We start from the raw sequence: 24,870 nt of genomic DNA, 5'->3' as shown, positions 1-24,870 counted from the left end.
ACCACCCCTTCCCATCCCGAACAGGACCGTGAAAAGACTCTGCGCCGATGATAGTGCTGCAACCAGTGTGAAAGTAGGTTATCGTCAGGCTAGTTATTAGAAAAGCCCGCTCAGTATGCACTGAGCGGGCTTTTTGCTTTTCATCGGCGTTTTAGCGCAGCAGCGTGCGCTGCTTCGATGAGCCAGCGTCAGGCGCGCATCTCGTCCGCCGCGGGCGCATCGCCTTTCAGCACGGCTCTGCAGTAAGCGTCGGTTCAGACCGTACAGACGCAAGCCTCTGCCCATTGCCTGATGATATCGAACGATCCTACTTGTCTCAGTGTGCCGGACCACTTCGTGCGCGGGTATCACAACGCCGCAATTCTTGACGTCCTCTTCAAATAAAATTGACAATTAGTCAATGCAGTACCGGCATGGCGCCTACCTACAAACTGCTCTCCATACGGTTAACCCGCATTTGTGTAGATTTTGTTCAGCGAACTTATACGTAGACGCTCCCGCCATGCCTCGTGCGCGGCACAATCGATCACCTACCGCCGGCGCCCCTTCGTGACTATCTATTTCACACGGTCGCCATGTAGTATCCGGGGGACAATCGCCTTCAAATTCCGTGACACAAATCTTAATTTCGTTCGCGTTAGATTTGCTTCGTGGCACTTGTGGCCAGTTGACAGGCGGCGAACTACTAGCACACTGGCACTGATCGCACACAACTCCACATACGCCATTCCGCCCCGTGGGGGATCCTGTCTGGTCAGAAACTAACTGCCGGCACTCACGTGTTGCGGCACGGCCGAACTCATCGGTGCAATTGCATTGTTCGGTTGTCACTCCGCCGCCCGAAACGCAACGCTCTACTATAGTCTGCTGTGCAACGACGGAGGTCGAAGTGCCCAAAAGTGCGAAGCAGAGCATCGATCTGGAAATGCAGTACGCCACATAATCCTTTGTGACGCGCAGCAATGACAGGCATTTGTTCATATTGTTCATATTGCGTCTCCGTAGCACTCCCTCGTTTGAGTAGGAAGCCCGCGCCATAGTTCCTAAAACTGCCCGACGCACCGCCAAGGTAGAAACTCATCGACACGGTTGATGGGATGTCGATCTCGATGCCGCCGTCGTCGCAGTAGCGTAACAGGGCCGGCCATAGGTTCAGGGCGTACGTGATCGCGGCCGAGGTATCGGATTTGCGCGCAAGCTTCTTGAGCGCGGCGCACAGCCGGTGCTGCAGGTCATCGAGCAGCGGTGTCGCCCTGGCTTGCCGAACCAGCAGTCATTCGTGCGGCGGCTTGCCGCGGATCTCGGCTTCGATCACATACAGTTTCGCGATCCGGCGCGGTGCTTCGGCCGTCAACGCGGACGGCCTGGCTTCGTGGAGGTCGAAGAACTTCCGTCGCGCGTGCGCCCAGCAGGCGGCCTCATAAACCGTGCCGTCGTCGAACAGGACATTGAACTCCGCGTTGGCCAGCACAGGGCGCCGGATCGCCGGCCGATCGCGCCGAGGCCGACGCCGCTTCGCGCAGCGCGCCAATGAGATCGAGCCGCCAATTTTCCGATCGTGTACGTCTTGGTTCCCATGATTCCAGAATGAGGTTTCCACCAGATGGAAAGTCAAGCATTCCGCTACAATGCGCAACTGTTGTCTTTCCATTACGCCGAATGTCGCGCTCCTTCGTCCACGTACTGCTGTCGCTCCTGCTGCTCATCACGCAGCAGATGTCGTTGCAGCATGCGGCGGCGCACGTCGCGGAGGCTGGCAGCCCGCAAGCGGCTGCGCAGGTGGAGCGGGGCGCCGACGGCAAGCCGGCGCTGCGCGATCTCTGCGCGTTGTGCCTCGACGGCGCCCAGCTGGCATTCGCGGCGCCGCCCTCGGTGCATGTCTTCGTGCCGCTCGCGCTGGCCGACGAGGGCCCGGTCGACCCGATTCGCACCGGCATCCGTCCGCAGCCGGTCCACGTCTACCAGCCACGCGGCCCACCCCAAGCCTGATCAGTTCCTCCAATCGATGCATCGTACCGCCATGGCGCCTGCGCCCTGGCGGCGTTGCGCGTTATGCGCTGAACAGGATTTGAAAACATGAAGATCAAGTACACCCATCTGCGGTGCGCGCCGCTGCTCGCCGGTACGCTGTCTTTCCACGCCATGGCCGAACCACCGGCCGGCACCGTACTCGTCACCGGCCAGCGCACTACCTATCATGCCCTCACCGTGGCCGGCGCCACGAAAACCGATGCGCAACCGCTCGACCTGCCGCAGAGTACCCGGACGCTGGAGGCCGACCTGCTGCGGGATGCGGGCGTCACCAACCTGGCCGGCGCGCTGGAACTGGCCAGCGGCATCGCCCGCCAGAGCGACCTGGGCGGCCTGTGGGACAGCTACGCGATGCGCGGCTTCACAGGCGACCCGAACTTCGGGTCGGACTACATGGTCAACGGCTTCAGCTCGAGCCGCGGCTACAACGGCCTGCGCGACGTCGCCGGCACCCAGTCCATCGAGATTCTGAAGGGACCGGCATCGGCGCTGTACGGCCGCGGCGAGCCGGGCGGCACGGTCAACATCGTGACGAAAAAGCCGCGCTTCGCGCCGCAATACGGCATCGACGCCGCGCTGGCGAGCCATGGCACGCGGCGCGTCGCCGCCGACCTGACCGGGCCGTTGTCGGACAACGTCGCGTACCGGTTCAACCTGGCGCACCAGGCGGGCGGCAGCTTCCGCGACGTCGTGCACACGGAACGCACCTACGTGGCGCCGTCCATTCTCTGGCAGGCGGGCGACGGCACGACGGTGTCGTACGAGATCGAAGCGACGCGGCAGCGCACGCCGTTCGACCGCGGCGTCGTCGCGGTCCCGGGCCGGTTGCCCGTCTCGCGTTTCCTCGGCGAGCCTGCCGACGGTCCGGTCATCGTGCAGTCGGTGGGACAGCAGCTGTTCGTCCAGCACGCGCTGGGCGAAGGCTGGTCGGTGCAGGGCGGCGCATCCTATCGCGACAGTGCGCTGGCCGGGTACTCGACGGAAGCCAGCGACCTCGCGGCGGGTGGCCGGACGCTGCGCCGCCAGCGGCGGCATCGCGACTTCGCGGCCATCGACCGTTCCGCCCGCGTGGAACTGCTGGGCAGGCTCGCAAACCACGCCGTGCTGGTCGGCGCCGACACCTACCGCTTCGATGACCGGCGCGTGCAGCTGCGCCGCAACCCGTCGGCCGCGAATCCGTATGCGCTCGACATCTTCGACCCCGTGTACGGCGGCACGTCCGCGCCGCTCGCCGTGTCGATCGATACGCGCGAACTCCAGCGCGCCACGGGGCTCTATGTGCAGGACCAGCTGGACCTGACGGCACGCTGGAAAGCGCTCGTCGGCGTGCGCCATGACCGGTACCGCCAGACCGTGATCAACCACCGCACGGCGGCCGTCAACCACCAGCGTCTCGGCGCCACCAGCCCACGCGCGGGACTGGTCTACCAGCCGACTGCCACGGTCGCGCTGTACGCGAGCACCGCGCGCGGGTTTCGCCCGAACAGCGGCATCGGGATCGACAACCAGGCATTCCCCGCGGAAGAGAGCCGCGCCGACGAGATGGGCGCGAAGCTCGACATGCCGGGCGGGCTGGCGGGTACCCTCGCGCTCTATCGGATCCGCAAGAAGAACGTCCTGACGACGAATCCCGTGAACCCGGACTACGCGATTCCCGCGGGCGAGGTCGCGAGCCGGGGCGTGGAACTGGACGTGTCGGGACGGCTGCGGCGCAACCTGAAGCTGTCGGCGTCGTACGCGTACACGGACGCGCGCGTGACCCACGGCGACAACACTGTCCGTACCGGCAACCGTGTTCCCAACGTGCCGCGCCACAGCGCCAACGTGCTGCTCGTCGCGGGTGATGCGCGCGCGTCGGCCGGTGCCGGACTCGCGTACGTGGGCGAGCGTTGCGGCGACGTGGCGGCGTCCAGCGGCTTCACGCTGCCCGGCTACACGACGGCCCGCCTCATGGCGGCGTATGCGCCGGACAAACGCTGGCGCATCGCGCTGGACGTCGACAACCTGTTCGACCGCCGCTACTACGCCAGTTCGTACAGCCGGCTGTTGTGGGTCGCGCCGGGCAGCACGCGCACGGCGACGGCGACCCTGTCTTACCGCTACTGAGGAACGGTCATGAGCACCCAACGTATTGTCTCGATCGACGTGATGCGCGGCCTCGTCATGCTCCTGATGACGGTCGACCACGTGCGCGAGACGTTCTATCTTCAGCACCAGGTCGGCGATCCGATGGACGTGGGCGCGACGCCGCCCGCGCTGTTCTTCACCCGCCTGGCCGCGCATTTCTGCGCGCCGATGTTCGTATTCCTGACCGGCCTGTCGGCCTGGCTGTATGCGCATCCGCCCAGCGGCCCGCGCAGCGCGACGGGGTTCCTCGTCAAGCGCGGCCTGTTGCTGCTCGCGCTCGAGGCGACGGTCGTGAATGCCGCCTGGTCGGGGACGCCGCTGTCCACCATGTACCTGCAGGTGATCTGGGCCATCGGCCTCGCCATGCTCGCGCTGGCGCTGCTGCACCGCCTGCCGCTCGCGCTGCTCGGCGTGCTGGGTCTCATCATCGTGGGCGGGCACAATGCGCTGGAACACGGGGCGCTGCCCCCGGCGGCGTGGACGATCCTCGAACAGCGCGGCTTCCTCGCGCTGGACCCGGTCCGCGTCAAGGTCAGCTATCCCGTGCTGGCCTGGATCGGCGTGATCCTGCTGGGCTATGCGTGCGGCCCCTTGTATGCCAGGGCGGCCGCGCCCGCGCTGCGCACGCGCTGGCTGACCGGCGTCGGCATCGCCTGTCTCGCGTCGCTCATCGTCCTGCGCAGCGCGAACGTGTACGGCGAGCCCGTGCCGTGGACGCCGCAAGCGGACCCCGTGCGCGCCACGATGGCCTTCCTCAACTTCACGAAGTATCCACCGTCGCTCGACTTTCTCCTGTTGACGCTCGGCGTGGGCGCCATCGTGCTCGCGTGGATCGAGCGCGTGGATGCGGCGCCGACCCGCGCGGCGGCGGTGTTCGGCGGGGCGCCGCTGTTCTACTACCTGCTGCACCTGTATGCGCTGCTGGCGCTGCAGAAGCTCGCCGCCGCCGTGCTGGGCGTGCCGCGCGCGGACGTGGCGCACGTCTGGCAGGTGTGGGCGCTCGCCGCGCTGCTGGCTGTCGTCCTGTATCTGCCGACGCGGCTGTTCGGCGGATACAAGCGCACGAGCGGGAAACGATGGGTGAAGTATTTCTGATAAGCTTGTCAATTCATCCAGAGAGGAGCCCATGAACGAGCGGACCGCACGCGATGTCGTCCTGATGCGCGCCATCGAAACCGCCGACACGAAGCGCGAGATACTGACCGAAGACGACCGCGTCTACGCCAGCCGCAGCGCGCGCGAGCTGGCGCACTGGCAGGCGGCCGAAGGCAAGAGCGAGCCGCGGCTCGACCATTTCCTCGGCCAGCGCGCGGAACTCATCCTCAAGCGGCTGGCCGAGCGCACGCCCGCGTTTGCCGCGTTCCGCCAGCGGCGCAGCCTGCTGCCCATGCTGGCCGTGCTGCTGCCCATCGTCGGCTTCGCGGCTGGCGCGGGACTGGACCGCATCGGCAATCCGCATCGCGTCGACCTGCTGTCGGCCCCGCTGCTCGCGATCCTCGCGTGGAACCTGCTGGTCTATCTCGCGCTGATCGTGTGGGCGCTCGTGCCGTCGAAGCGCACCGGCTGGGCGAGCCCGCAACTGCTGCGGCGCCTGTCCGTCGGCAAGGCCGCGCTGCCGCGCAAGCTGCCGGCGCCGCTCGCCGCCGGCATCGCCCAATACTTCGCGGACTGGTCGGCGCTGACGGCCAAGCTCACGCATTTGCGCCTCGGCCGCACCATCCACCTCGCGGCCGCCGCGTTCGCGCTCGGTGCGATCGCGTCGCTGTACGCGCGTGGCGTGCTGACGCAATACGCGGCCGGGTGGGAGAGCACGTTCCTCGATGCCCAGCAGGTGCACACGCTGCTGTCGGTCCTGTTCGCACCGGCGCTGGCCGTGTTCCCGCTGCAGGGTTTCACCCTGGCCGACATCCAGGCACTGCGCTTCGTGCAGGAGCCGTCGCCCGCGGGCGGCGCACGCTGGGTGCACCTGTATGCGGCGACGCTGTTCCTGCTCGTCGTGCTGCCGCGCCTCGTGCTGGCGCTCGTGTCCGGGCTGCGCGCGCGCCGCCTCGCGCACCGCTTTCCGCTCGACCTGGGCCAGCCGTATTACCGGCTGCTGGCCGACCGCGTGGGTGCGTCGGGTCCGGCCGTGCTGCGCGTGATCCCGTACAGCTTCACCGTCGACGAGCCGCGTCATAAAGGCCTCGCTGCCGTCGCGGCGATGGTGCTCGGCGAACAGGCGCAGTTGATGCTGCGCCCATCGTGCCCGTACGGCGAGGAGCCGAAGGAGCTGCTCCGCGATGCGCGCCTCGACGATGCCGACGTCGCCATCACGGCCGTCCTGTTCAACCTCGCCGCCACGCCGGAACGGGAAAACCACGGCGCGTTTCTCGAGTACCTGGCGCGCAACACGCCGCGCGGCATCGCCGTGCTGCTCGACGAATCGGGCCTCGTGGAGCGCGGCGCCGTCGACGCCCGCCTCGTCGAGCGCGTCGCGTTGTGGCACCAGTTCTGCCAGTATCACCATATCCAGGGGACCGTCGTCGACCTGCTGCATCCGGAGCGCCATCCGCTCGATCTCGGCAGCGGCCTTCCGGTGTCGGGGGGCGCATGAGCGCGCAATCCGTCGACATCCAGTTCGCGCTCGTCTCGCACACGAACAACGGCAAGACGACCCTCGCGCGCACCCTGGTGGGCATGGACGTGGGCGAGGTGCGCGACGCCGCCCACGTGACCGTGTTCGCCGAAGCGCATACCTTGCAGGCCAGCGGCGCGGGCGATCGCCTGCTGTTGTGGGACACACCCGGCTTTGGCGATTCCGTCCGGCTGCTCAAGCGCCTCGCGCAGGCCGGCAATCCGATCGGCTGGTTCATGCGCGAGGTATTCGACCGCTACCGCGACCGGCCGTTCTGGCTCAGCCAACAGGCGCTGCGTGCGGCGAAGGACGCGGCCGACGTCGTGCTGTACCTCGTGAATTCGTCCGAGGATCCGCGCGACGCCGGCTACCTGCCGGCCGAGATGCGCATCCTCGAATGGCTCGGCAAGCCGGTCGTCGTGCTGCTCAACCAGCTGGGGCCACCGCGGCCGGACGAGCAGGAACAGGCGGAGCAGGCGCGCTGGAAAGCGCACCTCGGCCAGTTCACGATCGTGCGCGACGTGCTCGCGCTGGATGCGTTCGCGCGCTGCTGGGTGCACGAAGACGTGTTCTACGAGCGCGTCGGCAAGCTGATCGACGAATCCAAGCGCGACGGCTATGCGCGGCTGCTCGCCGCGTGGCAGGCAAACAACGTGCAGCGCTTCCGCGAGGCCGTGGCCCTCGGCGCCCAGATGCTGGCCGGCGCCGCGCGCGACAGCCAGTCCATCGAGCAGGAGGGCAAGGCGAACCTGTTCAAGTCGGCGCTGAAGGCCGTCGGTCTCGGCAAGGACGAACAGAAGCGCCAGGATGCGGCGATGGCGGGCCTCGTCGAGCGGCTGGAGCGGCGCATCGGCGACACGACGGTCGGGCTGCTGCGCCTGCACCGGCTCGACCCGGGCGACGCGGGCCGCATCAATGCCCGCGTGCGCGAGAACTTCGCCGTGCGCGCGCCCATCGACAAGGCGCAGGCGGGGCTGCTCGGTGCCGTCGTTTCCGGCGCCGCGACGGGCCTCTCGGCCGACCTGATGGCCGGCGGCCTCACGCTGGGCGGCGGCGCGCTGCTCGGCGCGATCGTCGGCGCGCTCACGATGGCCGGCGCGGCCTGGGGTTTCAATACCACGACGGACCGCGACCGGCCGACCGTGCAGTTCGCGGATCCGTTCCTGCGCACGCTCCTCGTCGGCAGCGTGCTGCGCTACCTGGCGGTCGCCCATTTCGGGCGCGGACGCGGCAACTTCGTCGAAGGGGAGGCGCCGCCGTTCTGGCAGGCCGAGGTCGAACGCAGCATCGCCGCGCACGAGGCGGAACTGGCGCCGTTGTGGAAGGCCGTGCGCGTGGCGCCCGATGATGCGGCGGCCGCGGCGCCCGTCCACGCGCTGCTGGGACGCGTGATGGCGGAGACGCTCGAACACCTTTATCCGGAGGCGGCGGCACGCGCGCTGGCACGCGCGGACATGTGACACCTGTTGCAAATTGGGACAGGCGCGGGCCGCGAACGCCGCCATCCAGGGCGTATGAAGCATGGCACGCCGATTGCTCATGTAGGGATAGACCGATAAACCTACAGGAGACATCACCATGAAGCACAAATTCCGCATCGCCGCCGGCGCAGTCGCCGTTGCCGCCGCCGCACTCACCTCGCTCTGGGCCAACGCGCACGGCAACGTGGTTCCGCAAGCCGTCGACACGACGGGCCTGCCCGCCCTGGGCGACAAATGGCGCGAAGAGAATCCGTACCGCACCAACAAGCTGGCGCTGAAGATCGGCGCGTCGGCCTACGGGCAGAACTGCGCCCGCTGCCACGGGCTGGAAGCGGTGTCGGGTGGGATCGCGCCCGACCTGCGCCTGCTCGATCGCGACTGCACCGGCATCAAGAACGAGAAGAAGAAGGATGCCTGCTACAAGGAGATCGACAACTACTTCCTGACCAGCATCCGCCACGGCAAGGTGCGCAACGGGGCCGTCTACATGCCGCCGTTCGAAGGCGTGTTCAACCAGGAAGCGATGTGGGCCATCAAGACCTACCTCGAATCCCGCCGCGCCGCCGACTGAGGCCGTGATGTCGACCCCGACTTCGCCATCGCGCCGCCGGCTGCTCGCGGCGGGCCTCCTGCTGAGTACCGGTGTCGCCTTCGCCGACGACACACCCGTGCTGCGCACGGCAGGCACCCTCAAGGTGGCCGTCTACAACGATCTGGCGCCGTTCTCCAACCACGGCCAGGGCATCGACGCCGACCTGGGCGCCGCGCTGGCCGGCAAGCTCGGGCTGAAGCTGGCGCTGTTGCCGTTCGATGCCGGCGACGAGCTCGGCGACGACCTGCGCAACATGGTGTGGAAGGGCCACTACCTCGGCTACGGCCCGGCCGACGTCATGCTGCACGTGCCGGTCGACCGCATGCTGATGAACGCGAATCCGCAGGTCGAGATCTTCGCGCCGTACTACGTCGAGACCGTGCGGCTCGTGCGCAGCGCGCAGGCGATTCCGCAGTTCGACGGCGTGGAGGCGCTGGCGGGCAAGCGCATCGGCGTCGAGAAGGTGTCGATCTCCGGCATGGTCATGCTGGGCGAGGGCGGGGGACGCTTCCGCGAGCAGGTGCACATCTACCCGACCGCGATCGAGGCGCTGGAACAGCTGAAGGCGGGTAGCCTGGACGCCGTGCTGGCCACGCGCGCCCAGATCGAGTCGGTGATGAAGGGCGATCCCGCGTTCCCGTTGCAGGACGTGCCGTTCGACCGCCTGCCGCGCGGCGGCTGGGCGGTCGGCATGGCGGTAAAGAAGGATAACGTCGCCCTCGCGCGCCAGCTTCAGGCCGCGCTGAACGACCTGGCGGCCAGCGGCGAACTGAAGACGCTCTTCGCCAAGTACGGAGTGCAGGCCGTCAGGCCGTGATCATTCGTCGGACCACAGCTTGCCGCCCGTGGCCCAGTGCTCGCGCTTGACTTCGTGAATCAGGATGTCCACGGAGTCGGGCGAGCATTCCAGCGTCCTGACGGTGGCTTCCGTGACGGCTTTCACGAAGGCGCGTTTTTGTTCCGGCGTACGGCCTTCGAACAGTTGAACGTTAATGGTCGGCATAGGGGCTCCTTCAGGTACGGTATTGGGGATTGGCGACGTCCAGGCGGCGCAGCAGCGACGGCCATTCGAGCGCGCCTTCGGGCGAACCGTCGCCCACGAGCTGGGCATGGGCCGTCGCGCACATGGCAGCGGGCGGTTGCACGAGCGGCACGCCGGCGGCCTGCGCGCGCAACTGCGCCTCGCAGGCGCGGTCCAGGGTTTCCATCAGGACGAACGCTTCCGGGATGGTACGGCCCACGGTCAGGCTGCCGTGATTCCGCAGCAGCATGGCGGGGCGGTGGCCCAGGTTGTCGACGAGGCGCGCCTGCTCGTCAAGCGTCATCGCGATGCCTTCGTAGTCGTGGTACGCGAGCTCGCCATGAAAGCGCAGCGCGTACGGCGACAGCGGCAGCAGGCCGTCCTGCTGCATGCCGACGGCGATGCCGGCCACGTTATGCAGATGCATGACGCAGGCGGCATCCGGCCGCGCCTTGTGCACGGCCGCGTGCAGGCGGAAGCCCGACTGGTTGACGGGGGCGGGAAGTGCGCCGACCACATTGCCGGCGCTGTCGACCTTGACGAGGTTCGACGCCGTCACTTCATCGAAGCACAGGCCGAACGCGTTGATCAGGTAGTGACCCGGCTCGCCGGGCACGGCGGCCGAGATGTGGGTGTAGATGCCGTCGGCCCAGCCGTACAGCGCGCATAACCGGTAGCACGCGGCGAGGTCGACGCGTGTTTGCCATTCCGAGAGTTTGTCCATCACGCGAGCGTAACAGGCAACGCGCACTCCGGTCATATGCCGGCGTGCATGAATGCTATGCGTCTCGCGTATTCAGAACTGGTACTGGACGCTCGCGCCCAGCACCCAGTTGCGGCCCGGCGCCGGCTCGTAATACCGCTTGTTGCTGTCGCCGACGATGACAGAGCCGACGTACGTACGGTCGAACACGTTGTTCACGCGGGCATACTCGCGCACGCGCCACGCGCCCAGCGGTTGGCTGGCCTGCACGCGCGCGTTGACGATCGCATAGCCCGGTGCCGGCGTCGCCGCGTTGGCATCGTCCGGATTGACCTTGCCGCTGGCGATGGTTTCCAGCGCCGCCTGCAGGTGGCCGTCCGCATCCTTCCACGCCAGCTCGCCGAACAGGCTCGTTCTCGGCACGCCCGGCAGGCGGTTCCCTTCGGCGACGCCGGTGAACGCCTCGTCGTAGATCGCACGCAGCACCGTGGCGGCCACGCGGGCGGAGAAGCCCGCGCGCAGGTCGGCGTCGAGCGACAGCTCCAGGCCCTGGCGCAGGGTGGCGCTCGCGTTGCGGTAGCTGGTGCGGCCGCCGCTGGAACTGTCGACGACCAGCTCGTCGTGCGTGCGGACCTGGAAGACGGCCGCGTTGACGCGCACGTCCTGGCCGACCAGGGCCTTGGCCCCAAGCTCCAGCTGCGTGCTCGTGGCCGCGCCGAGGCGGTAGTTGAAGCCGTTGCCCGTGCCCGAGTAGAACACTTCGTTGAGCGTGGGCGTCTCGAAGCCGCGCGCCGCGCTCGCGTAGACGTTCAGCGTGGGCGTCACCTTGTACAGCGCGCCGAGCAGCGGCGTCGTGTGGCGGTAGTCGACGCTGCCGCCGTCGTTGCCGTTGGCCAGATAGTGGTCGTCCACGTCGAAGCTCACGCGGCTGTGGCGCAGGCCGCCCGTGAACACCCATTGCCCGCGCTCCCATTCCAGCTGCAGGTAAGGATCGACGTTGCGCACGTCGTCTTCCTCGTCGCGGCGCAGGTTGCCCTTCACGCCGAACGTGGTGCCGACGTAGTTCTCGTACCCCTTGCGCGCGTCGTTCGATTTACCGGCTTCCAGGCCGACGGTCGTGCGGAGCGTACCGTCGCCGAGCGGGCGCACCATCAGCCAGTTCGCATCGAAACCGTAGAAATCGCGGTCGAAGTCGACGACGCCGCCGGAATGGCTGGCCGGTGCCTGGAACGCCTTCGAGAACGACTGGTACTGGATCACGCTGCGGTTGCCGCCATAGACCGCGACGTGCAGGCGGTCCTGGCCGAACTTCTCGTCCCACGCGAGGCCGACCTGCGTGTGGTGGATGCTTTTACGGGTGTCGTAGCGGTCGGCCAGGGTGCGCTTGGGCGTTTGCGGGTCCGTCGCATCGATCTCGCCGGCACGCGGATCGCGCTGGAACGTGGCCCAGGTGACGCCCAGCGGGTCCTGCGTGTCGTCCTGGCGCAGGCCGCTGGCGGTCACCGTCAGCTTGCCGGTCGCGGACATGTCGAAGGTCAGCTTCGCATAGGCCTGGTCGCGCGTGGCGGCGCTGTGGGCGCGGTAGCCGTCCGTCTCGAAGCGCGAGCCGTCCAGCAGCCAGCCGAAGGCGCCCTGCTTGCCGCCCGTGTTGACATCAAGCTTGCGCATGCCGTCGCTGCCTGCCGAGACATTCGTTTCGATATAGGGTGCGCCGCGTGGATCACGGGTGAACAGTTGTATCACGCCGCCGGCGTGGTTGCCGTACAAGGTGGAGAACGGGCCGCGCAGGACTTCGATGCGCTCGGCCATGTCGAGGTTGAACGTCGCGGCCTGGCCCTGGCCGTCCGGCATGGTGGCCGGGATGCCGTCCGCGACGAGGCGCACGCCGCGCACGCCGAACGCGGACCGGGCGCCGAAGCCGCGCGAGGAGATCTGCAGGTCTTGCGCATAGTTCTGGCGGTTCTGCACGACGAGCCCCGGCACCGTGGCCAGCGCCTCGGATGCGTTGACGCGCGGCTGGGCCGCGCCGATGCGGTCCGCGTCGACGACGTCGATGGCGGCCGGCAGGTCGAAGCTCGTGTGCTCGGCGCGCGTGGCGCTGACGACGACCACGCTCATCGGCGCATCGGGTGCGGCGGCGGCGGCCAGGGGGGCGGCGGCGAACAGCGCCGCCACGAAATTCAAACGGTGATTCATCTTGTCTCCTGTCGAATGGTCGCCCTTGTCATCCGGGCGCTGACCATGAGCGCATGCAATATACCTGCCAGCCCGGAAACGTGCTGCCCGCATGGCATGGCGCTTGCAGTCCTGAGAGTACCGACCACACTCAAAGGACCATCATGTCACGTCTTCGTTCCCTCATCGTCCTGCTGGCCTGCAGTTTCGGCGCCGCTCAGGCCGCCCCCTTCGCCTACGTCCCCAACGAAAAATCCGGCAGCGTCAGCGTGATCGATACGGCCACCGGCGCGGCCGTGCGCCAGATCGCAGCCGGCAAGCGTCCGCGCGGCATCGCGGCCGATCCGGCGGGCAACCATTTGTACGTCACGGACGCTGCCGGCAGCGCGCTGCTCGTGCTGGATGCCGCCAGCGGCGCGACCTTGGCCACGATCCCGCTCGGCAGCTCGCCCGAGGGCGTGAACGCGTCGCACGACGGCCGCTGGGTCGCCGTCGCCGTCGAGGATTCCAACAGCGTGGCGCTCGTCGACGCGGCCGCGCGCAAGCTCGTCGCCGACATCCCCGTCCAGGGCAAGAATCCCGAGCACGCCGTGTTCAGCCCGGACGGTCGCTGGCTGCTCGTCTCGGCCGAGAACGCGGAGCAGGTCGACGTGATCGACGTGGCCGCGCGCCGCCAGGTCGGTTCGATCGCGGTGGGCCTGCGCCCGCGCGGCATCGGTTTCTCGCCGGACGGCACGCGTGCCTACGTCGCGTGCGAACTCGCGGGCGCGGTGTACGTGCTGGACATCGACAAGCGCCGCAGCATCGCCACGATCCCGGCGGGGAAGAACCCGGCCGGGATCGTCGTGTCGCCCGACGGGAAGACGGTATTCGTGTCCAACGGCGCGGACGGCAGCGTGATGCGCATCGACGCCGCGCGCAATGCGGTGGACGCCACCATCGCCGTCGGCAAGCGGCCGTGGAACATGGCGCTGACGCCGGACGGCAGCCGGCTGTACGTGGCGAACGGGCGCTCGGACAGCGTGTCCGTGATCGACACGGCCGCGGGCAGCAAGACGGGCGACATCGCCGTGGGCCAGCTGCCGTGGGGCGTGGTGATCCGCTGACCTGTTCAAGTTTGGGACACCTGTACCAGAAACAGCCGGCGCCAGGCGGTCCAACACGGCAAAAACAGGGGAAAGCGGGCTGGCACGGGGTTTGCGAAAGAAGGGATGTACCGAGCAAACACCAGTGCCCGCAATGGCCACTGATTCGGCCACCCAACTCACAACGAAAGAGGATGACATGAATCTCGCAGACATCAGCAAACTCGGCGTCGCCAATCCGTTCCGCCAACGCTACGACAACTTCATCGGCGGCAAATTCGTCGCGCCGGTCAAGGGCGAGTACTTCGCCAACGTCACGCCGATCAGCGGCCAGCCGTTCTGCGAAGTGGCGCGTTCGACGGCCGAAGACGTGGACCTGGCGCTGGACGCCGCCCACGCCGCCAAGGACGCCTGGGCGAAGACGTCGCCGGCCGAACGCGCCAACATCCTGAACCGCATCGCCGACCGCATGGAGCAGAACCTGCGCCTGATCGCGACCGCCGAGACCATCGACAACGGCAAGCCGATCCGCGAAACGATGGCGGCCGACATCCCGCTGGCGATCGACCACTTCCGCTATTTCGCGAGCTGCATCCGCACGCAGGAAGGCGCCATCTCGACCATCGACGACCAGACCTACGCCTACCACTTCCATGAGCCGCTGGGCGTCGTCGGGCAGATCATCCCGTGGAACTTCCCGATCCTGATGGCCGTGTGGAAGCTCGCCCCGGCCCTCGCCGCCGGCAACTGCGTCGTGCTGAAACCGGCCGAGCAGACCCCGGCTTCGATCATGGTGCTGGTCGAGCTGATCGCCGACCTGCTGCCGGCGGGCGTGCTGAACATCGTCAACGGCTTCGGCCTGGAAGCGGGCAAGCCGCTGGCGTCGAGCAAGCGCATCGCCAAGATCGCCTTCACGGGCGAGACGGGCACCGGCCGCCTGATCATGCAGTACGCCGCGCAGAACCTGATCCCGGTGACCCTGGAACTGGGCGGCAAGTCGCCCAACATCTTCTTCGCCGACGTGATGGACGCGGACGACGACTTCTTCGACAAATGCCTGGAAGGCTTCGCGATGTTCGCGCTGAACCAGGGCGAGGTGTGCACCTGCCCGTCGCGCGTGCTGATCCAGGAATCGATCTACGAGAAATTCATCGAGCGCGCGCTGGCGCGCGTGGCGCAAATCAAGGCCGGCAACCCGCTCGACGAGGGCACGATGATCGGCGCCCAGGCGTCGAAGGAACAGCTGGAAAAGATCCTGTCCTACCTCGACATCGGCCGCCAGGAAGGCGCGCAGGTGCTGGCCGGCGGCGAGCAGGCCAAGCATGACGGCGACCTGTCCGGCGGCTACTACGTGCGTCCGACCGTGTTCAAGGGCGACAACAGCATGCGCATCTTCCAGGAAGAGATCTTCGGCCCGGTCGTCTCGGTGACGACGTTCAAGGACGAGGCGGACGCGCTGCGCATCGCCAACGACACGCTGTACGGCCTGGGCGCCGGCCTGTGGACGCGCGACGGCAGCCGCGCCTTCCGCGTCGGGCGCGCGATCCAGGCGGGCCGCGTGTGGACCAACTGCTATCACCTGTACCCGGCACACGCCGCATTCGGCGGCTACAAGCAGTCGGGCATCGGCCGCGAGAATCACAAGATGATGCTCGACCACTACCAGCAGACCAAGAATCTGCTGGTGAGCTACAGCCCGAAAGCGCTGGGCTTCTTTTAACTGGCAGAGAGGCGCCATGACAGCCAATATCGAACGCGTCCTGGCGACTCCCGCCGCGCTGGCCTTCATCGGCGAGCTGCGGCGGCGCCACGGGCCGCTGATGTTTTTCCAGTCCGGCGGCTGCTGCGACGGCAGCACGCCGATGTGCTACGCCGCCGGGGAGTTCGACCTGTCCGACACGGACGTCTACCTGGGCAACCTGGACGGCGCGCCGTTCTACATCGGGCTGGAGCAGTTCGGTTATTGGGAACACACCCAGTTGATCATCGATGTGGTGGACGGCAACGGCGGCATGTTCTCGCTCGATAACGGCACGGGCCGGCGCTTCCTCACGCGCTCGCGCCTGTTCACGGACGAGGAAAACGGCCAGCTGCGCGCGCAGGCGCCAGGACCTTGAACATCAGTAGCGTGGGCCCCCGGCCCACGCGTAGTGCCTACAACGACAACAAAGGAGACAAGCATGAAGACGAGAATGACCATCCTGCTCGCAGGACTCGCCCCGCTGGCGTTCATCGCCCAGGCGGCCGACATCACCAACGCGATGATCGAGAACGCGGCCAAGGACACGAAGAATGTGCTGTCCTTCGGCATGGGTACCCAAGGCCAGCGTTTTTCGACGCTCACCCAGATCAACACCAAGACCGTCGGCCAACTGGTCCCGGCATGGTCGTTCTCGTTCGGCGGCGAGAAACAGCGCGGGCAGGAGTCGCAGCCCATCATCGCCAACGGCAAGATGTTCGTCACCGCGTCGTATTCGCGCATCTATGCGATCGACCTGAAGACGGGGAATAAACTGTGGAAGTATGAGCACCGCCTGCCGGAAGCGATCATGCCGTGCTGCGACGTCGTCAACCGCGGCGCCGCCGTGTACGGCAACCTCGTCATCTTCGGCACGCTGGATGCGCAACTGGTCGCCCTCGACCAGAACACCGGCAAGGTCGTGTGGAAGGAAAAGGTCGACGACTATGCGGCCGGCTACTCCATGACGGCCGCGCCGCTGATCGCCAAGGGTGTCCTGATCACCGGTGTCTCGGGCGGTGAATTCGGCATCGTGGGCCGCGTGGAAGGCCGCAATCCGCTGACGGGCGAGCTGCTGTGGTCGCGCCCGACCGTCGAAGGCCATATGGGCTACAAGTACGACAAGGACGGCAAGGCGCTCGATGCGGGCGTCACCGGCACCGTCAACAAGAGCTGGCCGGGCGAACTGTGGAAGACGGGCGGCGCGTCGACCTGGATGGGCGGCACGTACGACCCGGCCACGGGCCTCGCGTACATCGGCACCGGCAACCCGGCACCGTGGAACAGCCACCTGCGCCCTGGCGACAACCTGTATTCGTCGTCGACGCTCGCGCTCGATCCGACGACCGGCCAGATCAAGTGGGCCTACCAGAGCACGCCGAACGATTCGTGGGATTTCGACGGCGCCAACGAGTTCGTCACGTTCGACATGAACGGCAAGCGCTACGGCGGCAAGGCCGACCGCAACGGTTTCTTCTACGTGATCGATGCGAAGTCGGGCCAGCTGCAGAATGCGTTCCCGTTCGTGAACAAGATCACGTGGGCGAGCGGCATCGACCTCAAGACGGGCCGCCCGAACTTCATCGCCGCCAACCGCCCCAGCGATCCGACGAAGGGCGACGGCAAGAAGGGTTCGACCGTGTTCGCCGCGCCGGCCTTCCTCGGCGCGAAGAACCAGATGCCGATGGCGTACAGCCCGCAGACAGGCCTGTTCTACGTGCCCGCCAACGAGTGGGGCATGGAGATCTGGAATGAACCGATCACGTACAAGAAGGGTGGTGCCTACCTCGGCGCCGGCTTCACGATCAGGCCGCTGAACGACGACTACATCGGCGCGCTGCGCGCGGTGGATCCCAAGACGGGCAAGATCGTCTGGGAGAACAAGAACACGGCACCGCTGTGGGGCGGCGTGATGACGACGGCCGGCGGCCTCGTGTTCTACGGCACGCCCGAAGGCTTCCTGAAGGCGGTCGACGCGAAGTCGGGCAAGGAACTGTGGAAGTTCCAGACCGGTTCCGGCGTCGTCGCGCCGCCGGTGACGTGGGAAGACGGCGGCGTGCAATACGTGGCCGTCGTCTCCGGCTGGGGCGGTGCCGTGCCGCTGTGGGGCGGCGAGGTTGCGAAGAAGGTGAATTTCCTGGAGCAGGGCGGCTCGGTCTGGGTCTTCAAGCTCGCTTCGAAAATCTGATTTGAACACCAGGTAAGTGGTCAGGGAGGGTTATGCATCGGCTGCGGCGGCGGCCGGCGTCAAGACCCTGTTTTGCCGCGGCTTCGGCCGCGGTTTTTTTTTATTTATATCGTTTAGTTCGTTTTGATGTGCGGACGGTCAAAACTGCAACACCTGATCCGATTCGCCACAGAAAAATACGCTGTTTCTTCGCTTTTCCTCCGGTGAGCGACCGGGCACGCAACTTGCCATCACTGTCGGTACATCTCAAACGATGTATCCCACTACAAACAAGAAAGCGAGGAGACAAATGAAGAAGGTTCACGCATTGGCCGTCATGGCCTCGATCGGCGCCTGCACGCAGGCTTCCGCGGTCGACCTGAAGGCCGGCGACTGGACGGTCAACGTCGGCGGCATCGTCAACGCTTATTACACGGGCGTCTCGTGCAGCGGCGACGCCGTCGGCGGGCTGGCGCTGGGCGGCCGCGCGCTCGGCTGCGGCGGCGAGGATCACCGCACCACCATCGGCAACGGCCTGCTGCCCAGCGGTCTCGTGACCTCGGTGTCGTCGACGCAGGGCGGCTTCGACGTCACCGCCAAGATCGGCATCTACGTCGCCACGGCGACGGACAGCGCGATCGCGCAAAACAGCACGGTCGACGTGCGCCAGGCCTTCTTCACGTTCGGCCGTGCGGACCTCGGCACCTTCAGGCTGGGCCGCGACTACGGCATCTTCGGCGCCAACGCGATCCTGAACGACATGACCCTCGTCGGCGCCGGCGCGCCGGTGCAGGCCACGCAGCGCGGCCGCGTGACGCTGGGCCACATCGGTGCCGGCTACAGCTACCTGGGCACGTATGGCCAGATCGTCTACAGCACGCCGAAAAACGACGCGGGCATCGGCTTCGACTTCGGCGTGATGAGTCCCGTGTCCGACACGCCGGTCATCGCCGGTCCGCGTTACTCCACCCGTTCGAGCCCGCAGGTGCAGGCGCGCCTCTCGTTCGCGCAGGACGGTTTCAAGGCCTGGCTCGGTGCCAAGACCCAACGCTTCGAAACGCAGACGCCGGGCGCGAGCGACCTCACGATGAACGGCTTCGAAGCCGGCGCATCGTACCAGCTGGGCGCCGCCGGCCTGCTCGTCAACGCGCAGACGGGCCGCGCGCTGGGCATCCTGTCCGACGCCGACCAGGGCGATGTGCGCTCCAAGAACTTCCTCGTGCAGGGCACGTTCAAGACGACCGATGCCCTCAAACTGGGCCTGTCGTGGGGCCGCAGCGCCAATGACGACAACACCGTCGGCACGGGCGGCCTGAAGTCGAACGCCAACCTGACGGCCGGCGCCTACTATGCGCTGAACAGCGCGATCACGCTGGTGGCCGAGGTGGGGCAGACCCGCTCGAAGGGCTTCGGCGGCGCCACCGCGCGCATGAACGGCGGTTCCGTCGGCGGCATCATCTTCTTCTGATGCGGCCATGAACCCGCTCCGCCTTCTCATCTGCTGGCTCCTGCTTTGCGCCGCGGCGCACGCCGGCACGCTGACGCAGGCGGAGCTGGCGCGGCGCTTCCCGGCGCCGCTGGTCGTCGGCGAAAAATCGGCCGACATCCCGGCCTGGCCGCTGTTCAAGCAGAACGGCACGGTGACGGAACTGGTCGGCTACGCGTTCGAATCGGCCGACCTGGCGCCGGTGCCGGGCTTCGCCGGCGTGCCGCCGAACCTCCTCGTCGTCATCGACCCGAAAGGCACCTTCCTCGACGTCGCGGTGCTGTCGCAGCACGAACCCGTGTTCCTGGAAGGTCTCGGGGAAGCGCCGCTGCGCGAGTTCCTGCAGCAGTACCGCGGGCGGTCGCTGGGGCAGGGCATCACGGTCGGCGGCGGGAAGGGCAGCCTGGACGGCGTGTCGAAGGCGACGGCGTCCGTCCGCATCATCAACCAGAGCGTCCTGTCGGCCGCGCTGAAGGTGGCGCGCGCCAAGCTCGGTTTTGCGCAGGGGCGCGATCCGGGCCGCATCGGCCGTATCCGCATGGATGTCTTCGCGCCGTTGTTGCTGCAGGAGATGCTCGATGCGGGCCTCGTGCAGCATGTCCGCGTGCGCCGGGGCGACGTCGAGCGGCTGTTCGCGGGGAGTAGCGGCGCCGGACTGGATGCGGAGGCGCTCGCGCAACCCGACGACGTCTTCATCGACCTGTGGGTCGCGTGGGCCTCGGTGCCGGCCGTCGGCCGCAACCTGCTGGCGCCGCGCACGTGGACCCGCCTGCAGGGCAGGCTGGAACCGGGCGACCACGCGCTGCTCGTGCTGACGGCCGGTCCGCACACGCTCACCGGCGCGGACTTCGTGCGCGGCAGCGTCCCGCGCGGCATCGTGCTGCGCCAGGACCGCCTGCCGGTGGAGATGCGCGACCTCGATCTCGAACCGCGGCTGGCCGACGGCGTGCACCTGCCGGCCGACGAGATGCTGCTGCTGCGCGTCATCGCGCAGGCAGGCCTGGATCCGGCGCGCGCGCTCGATTTCGCGCTGCCCGTCACGCGCAGCAAGGGGATCGTGTATCCCGAGCGGATTACGCGCGAGATCGCGTTCTCGTACCGCCTGCCGGAGGCGTACTACATTGCGCCGGAGCGCGCCGCGCCGGCGTGGCAGGCCAGCTGGAAGGCGCGCCGCGTGGAGTTGATCGTGCTGGGCGTGGCGCTGGCGCTGCTCGCGGCCGCGCTGTGGCAGCAGCGCCGGCTGGTGGCGCACGCGCGCCGCTTCGCCTGGCTGCGCCGCGCGTGGCTGCTGTTCACCATCGGCTTCATCGGCTATGCGGCGCAGGCGCAGCTGTCCATCGTCAATCTCACCGGCATCGTGCAGGCGCTGCGCGCGGGGCGGGGCCTGGATTACCTGCTGTTCGATCCGCTGACCGTGGCGCTGTGGGCGTTCGTGCTCGTCTCCCTGTTCATCTGGGGGCGCGGCACGTTCTGCGGCTGGCTGTGTCCCTTCGGCGCGCTGCAGGAATTCGCGGGTCTCGCGGGACAGGCGCTGCGGCTGCCGCAGGTCGCCGTGCGGCGCGTGCTGGATGCGCGCCTGAAGCGGGTGAAGTACGGCGTGCTGGCGGCGATCCTGCTGGCGGCCGTATGGGCGCCGGCGCAGGCCGACCGGCTCGTCGAACTGGAACCGTTCAAGACCGCGATCACGCTGAATTTCGTGCGCGCCTGGCCGTTCGTCGTGTACGCCGCCGGCCTGCTGCTCGTCGCCATGGTCGTCAACAAGGCGTTCTGCCGCTATCTCTGTCCGCTCGGCGCGGCGCTCGCGCTGCTGGGCCGCGTGCGCCTGCTCGACTGGATCCCGCGCCGCGCCGAATGCGGTACGCCGTGCCAGACGTGCCGCCACCGCTGCGGCTACAACGCGATCGTCCCGAGCGGGAAGGTCGACTACGAGGAGTGTTTTCAATGTATGGAATGTGTCGTTATCCACGCAAGCGACGAACAGTGCGCGCCGCGGATCTTGGAACGGAAGCGCAGCCGGACGATCCCGATCGTCCCGGCCCCGGACACCATCGACAGGAGAGCATGATGCACAGAAGGACCTTCATCGCCGCCACCCTGGGCGGCATGGCCGGCGCCGCGGTGGCCGACGCGGCCGCAGCCGACGAGCTGCCGCTGCACAGCGGCGCCGCGCTGGCATTCGGAACGACGATCAGCGTCGCCGTGCGCCATGCGGACCCGGAAGCGGCGCAGCAGGCCATCGCCGCCGCATTGGGCGAGGCGCGCCGCGTGGATGCGTTGATGAGCCTCCACCAGCCGCCCAGCCAGGTGTTCCGGCTGAACCGCGACAAGGTGCTGCACGGCCCCGATCCGCACCTGCTGACGGTGCTGGAGCATGCGCGCACGCTGTCGCGCCTGACGCAGGGCGCCTTCGACATCACGGTGCAGCCGCTGTGGCGCGCGTTCGACTCGGCGCACGGCGTGCCGCCCGAGTCCGAGCGCATGCGCGCGCAACGCCTTGTCGGCTGGACGCAGGTGCAGGCGGGGCCGGAACGCGTCGTGCTGGCACGGAAGGGGATGGCGATCACGCTGAACGGCCTCGCGCAAGGCTATGCGACGGACCTCGCGCTGGCCGCGCTGCGCCGGCACGGCATCCGCCACGCGCTCGTCGACACGGGCGAATACGGTGCGCTGGGCCGCACCGGCGGGCGGCCATGGCACCTGGGCATTCGCGATCCGCGCAACGAGGACGCGGTGGCCGCGAGCCTCGTACTGGACGGACGCTGCGCCGCCACGTCGGGCGATTATGCGTCGGCGTTCACGTCGGACCTGCGCCACCACCACATCTTCGATCCGGCCAGCGGCGATTCGCCGACGGAGCTGGCCAGCGTCACGGTGCTGGCGCCCACCGGACTGGAAGCGGACGGCCTGTCGACCGCGTTCATGGTGATGGGCGCACGCCGCGCGCACGCACTGGCGGCGCACCTGCCGGGCGTGGACCTGCTCACGATCGGCAAGGACGGTGCGCGCTGGAAGTCGTCCGGCTTCCCGGCCGTCTAGGGTGAGGTCTTCAGATGCGGCAGCTTGCGGTAAATGGTGTTGCGCGAAACGCCCAGCGCGCGCGCCGTCGCCGACACGTTGCCGCCGTTCGCCTCGAGCGACTTGAGGATCGCGGCCAGTTCCATCTCTTCGAGATTGGCGCCGGACGCGATCATCTGCTGGGCCGCGGGCGCGCTCGCGGGAGCGGCTTCGGGCGTCTCCGCGATGTCGTCCAGGAAGTCGTCCGGCATGTGGCGCAGGCCGATCTCTTCCTCGTCGCCGGCCATGATCATCGCGGTGCGCAGGAGGTTCGTCAGCTGGCGGAAGTTGCCGGGCCATTTATGGCGCTTGAACAGCCGCAGCACCTCGTCGGAGATCGTGTGCGTGCCGCCGGTTTCCGTCTCCGCCGAGAGGATTTTTCTCACCACCGTTTCGAGATCGGTGCGCTCGCGCAGCGGCGGCAGTTTCACCACGAGGCCGTTCAGGCGGTAATACAGGTCTTCGCGGAACAGGCCCTCGGCGATGCGGCGGCGCAGGTTGTGGTTCGTCGCACAGATCACTTCCACGTTCACCGGGATCGACTTGCCGCTGCCGAGCGGGGTAACCATCCGTTCCTGCAGCACGCGCAGCAGGCGGGCCTGCAGCGGGTAGGGCATGTCGCCGATCTCGTCGAGGAACAGCGTGCCGCCGTTCGCCTGCAGGATCTTGCCGACCGCGCCTTTCTTGCGCGCGCCGGTGAACGCGCCGTCCTCGTAGCCGAACAGCTCCGATTCGATCAGCGTCTCGGGAATCGACGCGCAGTTCACGGCGACGAACGGCCCTTGCGCGCGCGGCGAATCGTTGTGGATGGCCTGGGCCAGCAATTCCTTGCCGGTGCCCGTCTCGCCCATGATCATGATCGGCACGTCGCGCCCGAGGACGCGGTTGACCTTGTCGATGACCTGTTCGAGCTGCGGGTCGCCCGTGTTCAGGTAGCGCAGGCCGGACAGCCGCCGCGCCGATGCCTTCGCCGGCGGCTGCGCGATGGGCGCCATCTGCGTCGCATCGTCGAACGCGCCGGTGAGCACGTGCACGCCGTTCGTCAGTCTTAGTTCCGCCCGGCCGCGCACGCGCACGCCGTTGTGCATGCACAGGTCGAGCAGGCCCGGTGCCGCCGTGCGGTAGTGATCGTAGAGGGCGGAGACGGGAAGGCCGAACAGGGAGCTGAACGTATGGGCCTGCAGTGCGGGATACGAGAGGCCCAGCTGGAACAGGCCGTTGCGGTTGGCGGCGAGGAAGCGGCCGCCCGGGCTGAACGACGCGATCCCTTCCATCAGCGTGCCGATGAATTCGGGGCGCGTGTGGAAGTGCAGGGTGATCGCGTTTTCGAACGTCGCCGCGAACAGCTGGTTCTCGATCATCAGCGCGGACATGCGCACGAGGGCCATCGTGTGCTTGTGAAAGCTGCGCCGGTCGCCGCTGACGTCCAGCACGCCGACCACGTTGCCGCGGTGGTCGGTGATCGGCGCCGCGGAGCAGGTCAGGAAGTGGTTCGCGGAGAGGAAGTGCTGGTCCGCGTGGATCGTCGTCGGCACCCGTTCCGTGATCGCGGTGCCGATCGCGTTCGTGCCCTTGCTCTCCTCGGACCAGGCGACACCCGCCGTCAGCGCGACGCGGTTGGCCTTTTCGAGGAAGTCGGCGTCGCCCAGCGAATGCACGATCACGCCCTGCGCATCCGTCAGCAAGACCATGTTGTGGGTGTTGGCGATCTGCTGGTACAGCGTTTCCATCGCGGGTACCGCGTGGCTGTACAGCAGGCGATTCTGTTCGACCAGATAGGACAGGTCGGTGCCGGATGCGGGCGTGAAATCGGGCCGCGAATCGGGACTCAGGCCGAATTGTTCGGAACGTCGGTGCGAGATCGCGATCATCGTTGCCATGTCGTCGCCGGGGGCGAGCAAGCCTGCGTGTTGATAAGTCATTCCAAGTCTCCTGGTTGGCCCTGGACCGCGGCTCTATATTGGGAATCGACTGTTCATAAATGTAGCACCTGTACCGGAACGGAACAATCAAGCGTGTAAATATGTTCCTTTTTATCGATGCTTTGTTTTATGCAACATACAGTAAGCAAGCTGGATGCCAGCTTTTTAGGCACTGCAAAACAGGTCTTGCGCAGGTGCCTGCGGGTTTGCTATAGTTCGCGTCCTGCTTCTGCAGCGCACAAAAAGTTTAACTGAATCACACGTTAAACTTGTCAGATCGATTACATCGAGTGTGTTGCGGAAATAGATGAGGGGTTGACGAGTTAAGCGAAGCACGGCATAATCTCACTTCTCTGCTGCTGACGAACAAAACGATTCGCAAACGCAGCAAGGCAGTACCGAATACAGTTCTTTAACAATAAACAGTCGATAAGTGTGGGCGTTTGATGAAGTGCCNCGAACAAAACGATTCGCAAACGCAGCAAGGCAGTACCGAATACAGTTCTTTAACAATAAACAGTCGATAAGTGTGGGCGTTTGATGAAGTGCCAGCAGCTACGCAAGTGGCTGCTGAATGCTTAAATTATCAAATGTTCACGCAAAAGAAATACGTTGCTCAGCAATGAGTGACGGTCAGTATTTTGAGTGAGCGACATGCTGCGAAAGCAGCAAAA

General features: G+C 67.0%; 18 protein-coding genes and 1 pseudogene. 14 read left to right on the top strand and 5 right to left on the bottom strand.

The genetic code is table 11. The features are described from left to right. Positions 1-1,099: 1,099 nt before the first annotated feature. Positions 1,100-1,465: pseudogene (locus ASD28_RS31165) on the bottom strand (transposase); the annotation flags it as partial. 194 nt (positions 1,466-1,659) lie between these two features. Here ASD28_RS31165 and ASD28_RS15795 point away from each other — a divergent pair. The 7 genes from ASD28_RS15795 (at position 1,660) to ASD28_RS15765 (ending at position 9,662) form a co-directional block, all read left to right on the top strand. Further along, positions 1,660-1,989, top strand: coding sequence for a DUF2946 family protein (locus ASD28_RS15795; RefSeq protein ID WP_056129760.1), 330 nt, complete (start codon positions 1,660-1,662; stop codon positions 1,987-1,989). An 87-nt stretch (positions 1,990-2,076) separates the two neighbouring features. Further along, the gene (locus ASD28_RS15790) at positions 2,077-4,137 is read left to right on the top strand and encodes a TonB-dependent siderophore receptor (RefSeq protein WP_082577659.1); all 2,061 of its coding nucleotides are present in this window, start codon (positions 2,077-2,079) and stop codon (positions 4,135-4,137) included. Positions 4,138-4,146: 9 nt separating this feature from the next. Then, a complete protein-coding gene (locus ASD28_RS15785; RefSeq protein WP_056129756.1) occupies positions 4,147-5,253 on the top strand; it encodes a DUF1624 domain-containing protein in 1,107 nt (368 codons plus the stop codon). A 31-nt stretch (positions 5,254-5,284) separates the two neighbouring features. After that, entirely contained in the window at positions 5,285-6,751 is a 1,467-nt protein-coding gene (locus ASD28_RS15780) for a DUF2868 domain-containing protein (protein ID WP_056129754.1), read from the top strand. Next, positions 6,748-8,232, top strand: coding sequence for a DUF3482 domain-containing protein (locus tag ASD28_RS15775; protein ID WP_056129751.1), 1,485 nt, complete (start codon positions 6,748-6,750; stop codon positions 8,230-8,232). Before ASD28_RS15780 ends, ASD28_RS15775 begins: the two co-directional genes overlap by 4 nt. Positions 8,233-8,350: 118 nt before the next feature. Continuing rightward, positions 8,351-8,824 (top strand): cytochrome c-550 PedF, encoded by a 474-nt coding sequence (gene pedF / locus ASD28_RS15770; protein WP_056129748.1) that lies wholly within the window; start codon positions 8,351-8,353, stop codon positions 8,822-8,824. Between the two features lie 7 nt (positions 8,825-8,831). Continuing rightward, on the top strand, positions 8,832-9,662 hold the full coding sequence (locus ASD28_RS15765) for an ABC transporter substrate-binding protein (protein ID WP_056129746.1): 831 nt from the start codon (positions 8,832-8,834) through the stop codon (positions 9,660-9,662). Here ASD28_RS15765 and ASD28_RS15760 read toward each other — a convergent pair whose 3' ends face one another. The 3 genes from ASD28_RS15760 to ASD28_RS15750 form a co-directional block, all read right to left on the bottom strand. After that, a complete protein-coding gene (locus ASD28_RS15760; protein WP_056129743.1) occupies positions 9,663-9,848 on the bottom strand; it encodes a 4-oxalocrotonate tautomerase in 186 nt (61 codons plus the stop codon). A gap of 10 nt (positions 9,849-9,858) precedes the next feature. Further along, positions 9,859-10,590 carry a class II aldolase/adducin family protein gene (locus ASD28_RS15755; RefSeq protein WP_229412318.1) on the bottom strand — a complete coding sequence of 244 codons (732 nt, stop codon included), beginning with the start codon at positions 10,588-10,590 and terminating at the stop codon, positions 9,859-9,861. Between the two features lie 72 nt (positions 10,591-10,662). Beyond that, positions 10,663-12,765 carry a TonB-dependent receptor gene (locus ASD28_RS15750; protein ID WP_056129738.1) on the bottom strand — a complete coding sequence of 701 codons (2,103 nt, stop codon included), beginning with the start codon at positions 12,763-12,765 and terminating at the stop codon, positions 10,663-10,665. A 143-nt stretch (positions 12,766-12,908) separates the two neighbouring features. On the opposite strand from ASD28_RS15750, the gene ASD28_RS15745 reads away from it, so the two are divergent. The 7 genes from ASD28_RS15745 (at position 12,909) to ASD28_RS15715 (ending at position 22,256) form a co-directional block, all read left to right on the top strand. Further along, positions 12,909-13,850, top strand: coding sequence for a beta-propeller fold lactonase family protein (locus ASD28_RS15745; protein ID WP_056129737.1), 942 nt, complete (start codon positions 12,909-12,911; stop codon positions 13,848-13,850). Positions 13,851-14,028: 178 nt separating this feature from the next. Next, positions 14,029-15,549, top strand: coding sequence for an aldehyde dehydrogenase (gene adh, locus ASD28_RS15740; protein ID WP_056129734.1), 1,521 nt, complete (start codon positions 14,029-14,031; stop codon positions 15,547-15,549). A gap of 16 nt (positions 15,550-15,565) precedes the next feature. Then, positions 15,566-15,946 carry a DUF779 domain-containing protein gene (locus ASD28_RS15735; RefSeq protein WP_056129732.1) on the top strand — a complete coding sequence of 127 codons (381 nt, stop codon included), beginning with the start codon at positions 15,566-15,568 and terminating at the stop codon, positions 15,944-15,946. A gap of 63 nt (positions 15,947-16,009) precedes the next feature. Then, positions 16,010-17,755 (top strand): PQQ-dependent methanol/ethanol family dehydrogenase, encoded by a 1,746-nt coding sequence (locus ASD28_RS15730; RefSeq protein ID WP_056129729.1) that lies wholly within the window; start codon positions 16,010-16,012, stop codon positions 17,753-17,755. Positions 17,756-18,044: 289 nt separating this feature from the next. Then, entirely contained in the window at positions 18,045-19,202 is a 1,158-nt protein-coding gene (locus ASD28_RS15725; RefSeq protein WP_056129726.1) for a porin, read from the top strand. 7 nt (positions 19,203-19,209) lie between these two features. Beyond that, the gene (locus tag ASD28_RS15720) at positions 19,210-21,285 is read left to right on the top strand and encodes a 4Fe-4S binding protein (protein WP_056129722.1); all 2,076 of its coding nucleotides are present in this window, start codon (positions 19,210-19,212) and stop codon (positions 21,283-21,285) included. Then, positions 21,285-22,256 (top strand): FAD:protein FMN transferase, encoded by a 972-nt coding sequence (locus ASD28_RS15715; RefSeq protein ID WP_056129718.1) that lies wholly within the window; start codon positions 21,285-21,287, stop codon positions 22,254-22,256. The genes ASD28_RS15720 and ASD28_RS15715 overlap by 1 nt, the downstream gene beginning before the upstream one ends. Here ASD28_RS15715 and ASD28_RS15710 read toward each other — a convergent pair. Continuing rightward, positions 22,253-24,196, bottom strand: a complete 1,944-nt coding sequence (locus ASD28_RS15710; RefSeq protein WP_056129714.1) for a sigma-54-dependent Fis family transcriptional regulator — start codon at positions 24,194-24,196, stop codon at positions 22,253-22,255. The genes ASD28_RS15715 and ASD28_RS15710 overlap by 4 nt on opposite strands. Between the last annotated feature and the right edge of the window lie 674 nt (positions 24,197-24,870).

Origin of the sequence: Massilia sp. Root133, from assembly GCF_001426525.1 — a bacterium.
In the GTDB taxonomy this organism is placed as follows: Bacteria; Pseudomonadota; Gammaproteobacteria; order Burkholderiales; family Burkholderiaceae_D; genus Telluria; species Telluria orientalis.
This window is presented reverse-complemented; position numbering and strand designations above follow the sequence as displayed.